The organism is Streptomyces sp. NPDC104814, assembly GCF_055583185.1.
The window spans coordinates 192,131-198,493 of sequence record NZ_JBVJOL010000013.1; the positions used below are offsets into that span (position 1 = coordinate 192,131).

Consider the following 6,363-nt stretch of genomic DNA (forward strand, 5'->3'; position numbering starts at 1 on the left):
TTACTTGACGGCGCCGGCGGTCAGACCGCTGCGCCAGAAACGCTGGAGAAGGACGAAGGCGAGGATGAGCGGCAGGACGGCGAGCAGCGAACCCATGATCACCACCGGGTAGTACTCGGGCGACACCGACGCGGAGCTGTTCCACGTGTACAGGCCGAGGCTCACCGGATACAGGTCCTGGTCGGACAGCATGACCATGGGCAGGAAGAAGTTGTTCCAGATGGCCGTGAGCTGGAACAGGAACACCGTGACGAGCCCCGGCCCGAGCATCCTGAACGCCACCCGCGCGTACGTCGTCAGCTCGCCCGCCCCGTCGATGCGGGCCGCCTCCAGCACCTCGTCGGGCACGTAGCCCTGGGCGAAGATCCGGCCCAGGTACACGCCGAACGGGTTGAACAGCACCGGCACGAACACCGCCCAGAAGGAGTTGACCAGCCCGGCCTTGGAGGCCATCAGGTACAGCGGCAGCGCGAGCACCGTCTGCGGCACCATCACCGCGGCCAGCACCAGGGCGAACAGCTTCTCCTTGTGCCGGAAACGGTACTTGTCGAAGGCGTACCCGCAGGCCACGCTCACCAGCGCGCCGATCGCGGCGCCCAGCACCGCGTAGAGCAGGCTGTTGAGGTACCAGCGGCCGTACTGCCCGTCGTCCATGGTGAACAGGTCGCGCAGGTTGTCGCCGAAGGAGAAGCCGCTCGGGGACAGCAGATCGCTGCCGAACAGCGCGTCGCGGTTCTTCGCGGCGGCCAGCACCAGCCACAGCACCGGCAGCAGCGTGTACAGCACGGACACGCCGACGACGACGTTGACGGTGGCCCGGCCCAGCAGCCTCGGGCGCAGCAGGGTGCTGTCGGCGCTCATCGGGCCTCCTCGGCGTCGGCGCGAGCGGTGAACCGGGTCACGCCGTAGGACAGGGCGATCGTGCAGGCCAGCAGGACCACCGACGCGGCCGCCGCCAGGCCGTAGTTGTTGCGGGTGAAGGCGGCGTCGTAGATGTACATGCTCGGCGAGAAGCGTGAGCTGATCATCGGGGACGACTGGCTGAGCAGCATCGGCTCGGTGAACAGCTGCAACGCCCAGATCAGCGTGAACATCGCCACCATCACCAGGGAGGCGCGGATCAGCGGGGTCTTCACCTGGAGCGCGGTGCGCACCGGTCCGGCGCCGTCGACCACGGCCGCCTCGATCACCTCGCGGGGCACCGCCTGCAGAGCGCCGTAGAAGACCACCATGTTGTAGCCGAGGTTGGACCACAGCGCGATGTTCACGATGGACGGCAGCACGGTGTGCAGGCCCAGGAAGTCGATGTGCCAGTCCGCCTTCGCGAACAGGTCGATGACCGGGCTGATGCCCGGCGTGTACAGGTACAGCCAGATCAGCGCCGCGATGATGCCGGGCACCGCGTGCGGCAGGAACAGCCCGAGCTGCGCCCACGCCCGCAGCCGTACGACGCCGGAGTCCAGCAGCAGGGCCAGGGCGAGCGCACCCGCGACCATCAGCGGGATGTAGATCAGGCAGTACAGCGCGACCGTGCCGAGCCCGGCGAGGAAGGTGGGGTCGGTCAGGACGGCCGTGTAGCTGCGCAGGCCCACGAAGACCTGCCGTTCGGGGCCGAAGCCGAGGCCGGGCTGGTCGTCGCTGAAGAAGCTGAGATAGAGGGCCGTCCCCACCGGGATCAGGAAGACGGTGACCAGCAGTGCGAAGAACGGCGTCATCAGGACGCCGCACGCGGCTCGTTGCCGGCGCTTGGCCGCCCGGCGGGCGCGCGGGGCGGGCACCGGCGCGCCGGCGGTCGTCGTGTGCTGCGGGGTCGCGGTCATGGCCATGGGCTCTCACCTGCCTTTCGGGCGGCTTCAGGTGGTGTGCTCGGTCGTGGACAGACCCAGGGCCTTGAGGTCGGGCATGGTGCCGGCCTGGGCCGTGCGCAGGGAGCCGACCAGGGTGCCCTGGCCGGCGCCGACGCGGGCGAAGGAGTCCTGCATGACCTTCTGCGTGGCGGTCATCGGCGGCCCCCACACCCAGCCGTCGCGGATCTTGGCGGCCTCCTGCTCGAAGAGACGGTAGATGTCCTGGCCGCCGTAGTAGGAGCGGTCGAAGGCCTCCCGGCCGACGGCGACCAGCGCGGTCGCCGCCGGGTACTGGCTGGAGGTGCCGCTGGACAGTCGGGCGCGCAGCGCGTCGGGGTGGGAGACCTGCCACTCGATGAACTCCATCGCGGCCTCCGGGTGACGGCTGTCCTTGGTGACGGCGAAGGTGGAGCCGCCGTGCGTGCCCACGTAGGGCCGGCCGGTGTCCCACTGCGGCAGCGGGGCGATGCGCCACAGGCCCTTCTGGCCGGGCCGCGCCTTCATCTGCGCGCCCGCGTCCCAGGCGCCGCTCAGCCGTGTCAGTACCAGGCCGCCTGCGATCTGGGCGTCCGCCTGGCGGCTCTCCACGGCGTTCATGAACACATCGCCGCGGTCGATGAGGCCCTGCCAGTAGCCGGCGACCCGGCGGGACGGCGCGTCGGCGAGGGAGACGTTCCAGGCACCGCCCCGGGTGTCGAACCAGTGCGCGCCGGCCTGCCAGGCGTACGCGGCGAACTGGGTTGCGCCGTCGGTCGGGAACAGCACCAGGCGGCGGCCGCGATCGAGTCGCCGGACGGTCGAGGCCAGCTCCGCGAACTCCTCCCAGGTGCGCGGGGGCCGCAGCCCGTAGCGCTGGAACAGGTCGGCGCGGTAGTGCATGACCATCGGCTCGACGTCCAGCGGGACGCTGAACACACGGCCCTCGAACGTCGTCAGTCCCAGCGCCTGCGGCAGCAGCCTGGCCCGCAGACCGTCGCCGACCAGGCCGGTGATGTCCCGGGCGACACCGTCGATGGCGAAGCCCGGCACCTGCGGATACTCGATGGTCGCGACGTCCGGCGCGTTGCCGGCCCGGGCGGCGTTGCTGAGTTTGGCGTAGCCGCCCTGCCCGCCGGAGGGAATCTGCTGGAACTCCACCTGGACGGTGCGGTGGGTGCGGTTGAACGCGTCGACGACCTCCTTGCTGCCGCGCAGCGCGGACCAGAAGGTGATGCGTGTGACGGTACTGGTGCGCGACCGCGCGTCGCCTGCGCTGCTGCACGCGCTCACGCCTGCGGCGAGCGGCGCGGCGGTCAGCGCGGCGAGCACGGACCGACGGCTGGGCCGACGGCTCGGTCGACCGGGCATGGTGCCTCCCGCGGCTCCTGCGTGTCCGGGACACGGCTGATCGGGGACACCGGCATCCTCGGGCGGCCGACCGTAAACGGTCAATAGATCGCTCAGAAGAAAATAAAGCGTTCAAACGCTCATTGTGGCGACCGGTCTCCCGGCGCCCGCGTCGAACCGCGCACCATCAGGGACGGCAGCAGCTCGACGCGCTGCACCGCGCCGGCCGCCGGCCCGCCGGTGCGGCCGAGGCGGCGCAGCAGCAGCTCGGCGGCCACCCGGCCGACCTCCGCCTTCGGCGGGGCCACCGCCGTCAGCGGGGTGCTGCCCAGGGCCGCGACCACGTCGTCGTACGCCACGACCGAGCAGTCCTCCGGCACCCGCACCCCGTCGTCCGCGAGCCGCTGTACCAGCATCAGCGCGTCCACGTCGCCGTGCAGCACGGCGCCCGTCGCCCCCACCTTGCGCAGGGTCGCGGCCAGCTCCGCGGTCTCCTGCCCGGTGTACGGCCCGTCCTGCCCGGCTTCCGGAGCGCTCAGCAGCCACGCCCACTCCTCGATCAGCGGGTGCGCCTCGGCGAGCTCCCGGAAGGCGGCCCTCAGCGAGCGCGCGGTCGGGCTGTCGTCGCGGGTGGCGAACACCAGCCGCCGGTGGCCCAGGCCCACCAGGTGCTCCACGGCGAGCCGGGCGCCGTGCACGTGGTCGGAGCACACCGAGTCCATCGCCTGCAACGCGGTGCCGGCGCCGGGCCTCCGCTCCATCAGCACGGCCGGCACCTCCAGCGCGGCCAGCCAGGCGTAGTCGGCCTCCTCCACGGCCCGGCTGCGCCAGCGCGGCGCCAGCAGCAGCCCGCGCGCGCCGTCCGCGAGGGCCCGCTCCACCAGCGGCCGCTCGGCGCCAGCCACCTGTGGCGCGATGTGCAGCGCGATGCGCAGCCCGGCCTCCTCCAGCACCGTGCGCGCGCCGTGCAGGGTCTCGGAGAGATACGAATGCCGCTCGGGTACGACCACGGCGACCGCGTCCCCCTCGGCGGCGCCCCCGGCAGGCTCCTCCTGCGCCGCCAGCGCCGACCGCACGACGCCGTGCCCGCGCCGCAGCCGGCCCTCGCGGGTCAGCTCCTCGACGTCCCGGCGCACGGTGACCACCGACACCTGCAGCTCGGCGGCCAGATCGCGGACCCGGGCGGAGCCGCGGGCCTGCACCGCGGCGAGGATGCGCTGACGCCTGAGGTCGACCGGCTCCCGCATGTGTGCCTCCCCGTCCTGCGGATGTTCGTTTGAGCGATTGCGCTCATCATAACGATCGGTCGCGGGATGGGGAGGGCGCAGGCAGGGGCGGGGCGGGGATGGCGTGTGCAGCCGGGGGGCGGGGGCGAGTGGGGTGGGGCGGGAGGTGTCAGTCCCAGAGGGGATAGGTCACGACCCGGTCGAATCCGCTCGGACGGCCGTCGGTGTACGTCAGCGTCATCCGGGTGTAGTGCTGCGTGCGCGGATGCTTCTTCCAGGGCTTCGGCCGGTCGAGGCGGACCTTCACCGCGTAGGAGTGGAAGTGGCCGGCCGCGCAGTACGGCTTGCAGTCGTTGACCGCGTTGACGCCGTCGGCCACCGCCGCGCCGCTGTCCCACCGCTTCCAGTGCAGCGAGGCCAGGCGGCTGTTGCCGTCGCCGCAGGCCAGGATGAAGTTGTTGGGGCGCGTCTGCGGATGCCACAGGCAGTCCACGAGCACCGGAGCGGGCGTCCGCCGCGCGGTGGGGGCGGGCGGTGAGGCCGAGGACACCGGTCCCGTGGCCGCCGCGAGTGTGGCGGCGGCACAGAGAATCAAGGCCGCCCTCAGCGTGTGTGTGCGCATGGTCCGCTCCCGCTGTCGTTCGCACGGCGCCAGTCCGCCCGGCACAGCGGTACGACCGCCGTTTCGTGCCGGGCGACGACGTCTGGTCCGACGCTACGGCCGCGGCGCGAAACGCACCACTCTTCCGGAGCAACCAGCCCCTGACGGTGACATCCCCGTTATCATCACCTAAGCGCGAAAACAGATGATGTGTCCCTGTAGCGGGGCTTCCGTCCCGGCCGGAGTGATCATGTCCCGCAAGCGTCCGTCGGAGGACGGCGATGAGCTGCTGGCCAGGCTCGGTGCCCTGACCGCCCAGGCGCGCGAGCGCGCGGAGCTGCAGCGCTCGCAGGTCGAGCTGGCCATCGCCCTTCAGCGCGGCATGCTCCCGGCCCACCTGCCCGAAGCGCCCGGCTTCCACCTGGCCGTGCAGTACACGCCGGCCAACTCGGGGCTGAGCGTCGGCGGCGACTGGTACGACGCGTTCACCCTGCCCGACGGCCGCATCGGGCTGTCCATCGGCGACGTCCAGGGCCACAACATCGACGCCGCCGCCTTCATGGGCCAGGTGCGGGTCGCGCTGCGCGCGCTGGCCTCCGTCACGAGCAACCCGGGCGAACTGCTCACCCGGACGAATGATCTGCTGCTCTCCCTAGGCACCGATCTCTTCGCCACCTGCACCTTCATCCGGCTGGACCCGGCCACCGGGCTGCTGGAGAGCGCCCGGGCCGGTCACATACCGTTCGTCTGGGCCACGGCCGACGGCCGCTCGGGCATCGCCGAGGGGGAGGGCGGGCCGCCGCTGGGCGTCCTGGGCGGCGTCTCCTATCCGGTCGCCCGCCACCACCTCACCACCGGCGGGGTGTTCGTTCTCGTCACGGACGGCGTGGTCGAGGGCCCGGCACTCGGCGTCGACGAAGGCCTCGACCAGGTGGTCCGGCTCGCCGGCATCGCGGCGGTCGCCGGTCTGGAGGCGACCTCGCTGGCGGCGGCGGTGATCCGCGGCGCGGAGCGGGTGGGGCATGCGGACGATGCGGCGGTGCTGGTCGTCGGGCACGATGGGGTGGTGCCTCGGGGGGAGTGATTTTGCGGGTGCCTGCGGCGCGGAGTGCCGGCGGCGCGGAGTGCCTGCGGCGCCGGGTTGTTCTTCGGGTGCGGGTGGGTGGGGGGTTCTCGCGCCGTTCCCCGCGCCCCTTTTGTGCCTGCGGCGGCCCGTTGCGGTCTCATCGTGGCGTGCGTCGCGCCTGCGGCCGGTGGGTGAGTCGGGGCCGGGGTGGGGGGTGTCCGTCCTCGGTCCGGCCCGCCGTTTCCGACGAGGGCGCCGTTGGTCGGTGCCGGACGCTGCGGGCGGACACCCCCCACC

Annotated in this window: 6 protein-coding genes; 1 reads left to right on the forward strand and 5 read right to left on the reverse strand. The window is 72.3% G+C overall.

The window, feature by feature from the left end; all coding sequences use genetic code 11:
- The 5 genes from ACZ64A_RS33245 to ACZ64A_RS33265 all read right to left on the reverse strand — a co-directional run bounded on the left by ACZ64A_RS33245 (position 1) and on the right by ACZ64A_RS33265 (position 5,021).
- The gene (locus ACZ64A_RS33245) at positions 1–861 is read right to left on the reverse strand and encodes a carbohydrate ABC transporter permease (protein ID WP_469815650.1); all 861 of its coding nucleotides are present in this window, start codon (positions 859–861) and stop codon (positions 1–3) included.
- Complete coding sequence (locus tag ACZ64A_RS33250) at positions 858–1,820, reverse strand: carbohydrate ABC transporter permease (RefSeq protein WP_469815665.1); 963 nt, start codon at positions 1,818–1,820, stop codon at positions 858–860. Before ACZ64A_RS33250 ends, ACZ64A_RS33245 begins: the two co-directional genes overlap by 4 nt.
- Positions 1,821–1,853: 33 nt before the next feature.
- Complete coding sequence (locus ACZ64A_RS33255; protein WP_469815651.1) at positions 1,854–3,194, reverse strand: ABC transporter substrate-binding protein; 1,341 nt, start codon at positions 3,192–3,194, stop codon at positions 1,854–1,856.
- 119 nt (positions 3,195–3,313) lie between these two features.
- The gene (locus ACZ64A_RS33260) at positions 3,314–4,420 is read right to left on the reverse strand and encodes a substrate-binding domain-containing protein (RefSeq protein ID WP_469815652.1); all 1,107 of its coding nucleotides are present in this window, start codon (positions 4,418–4,420) and stop codon (positions 3,314–3,316) included.
- A gap of 148 nt (positions 4,421–4,568) precedes the next feature.
- Entirely contained in the window at positions 4,569–5,021 is a 453-nt protein-coding gene (locus tag ACZ64A_RS33265; RefSeq protein WP_469815653.1) for a hypothetical protein, read from the reverse strand.
- 229 nt (positions 5,022–5,250) lie between these two features.
- Here ACZ64A_RS33265 and ACZ64A_RS33270 point away from each other — a divergent pair, with 229 nt between their 5' ends.
- On the forward strand, positions 5,251–6,084 hold the full coding sequence (locus ACZ64A_RS33270) for a PP2C family protein-serine/threonine phosphatase (protein ID WP_469815654.1): 834 nt from the start codon (positions 5,251–5,253) through the stop codon (positions 6,082–6,084).
- Positions 6,085–6,363: the final 279 nt, after the last annotated feature.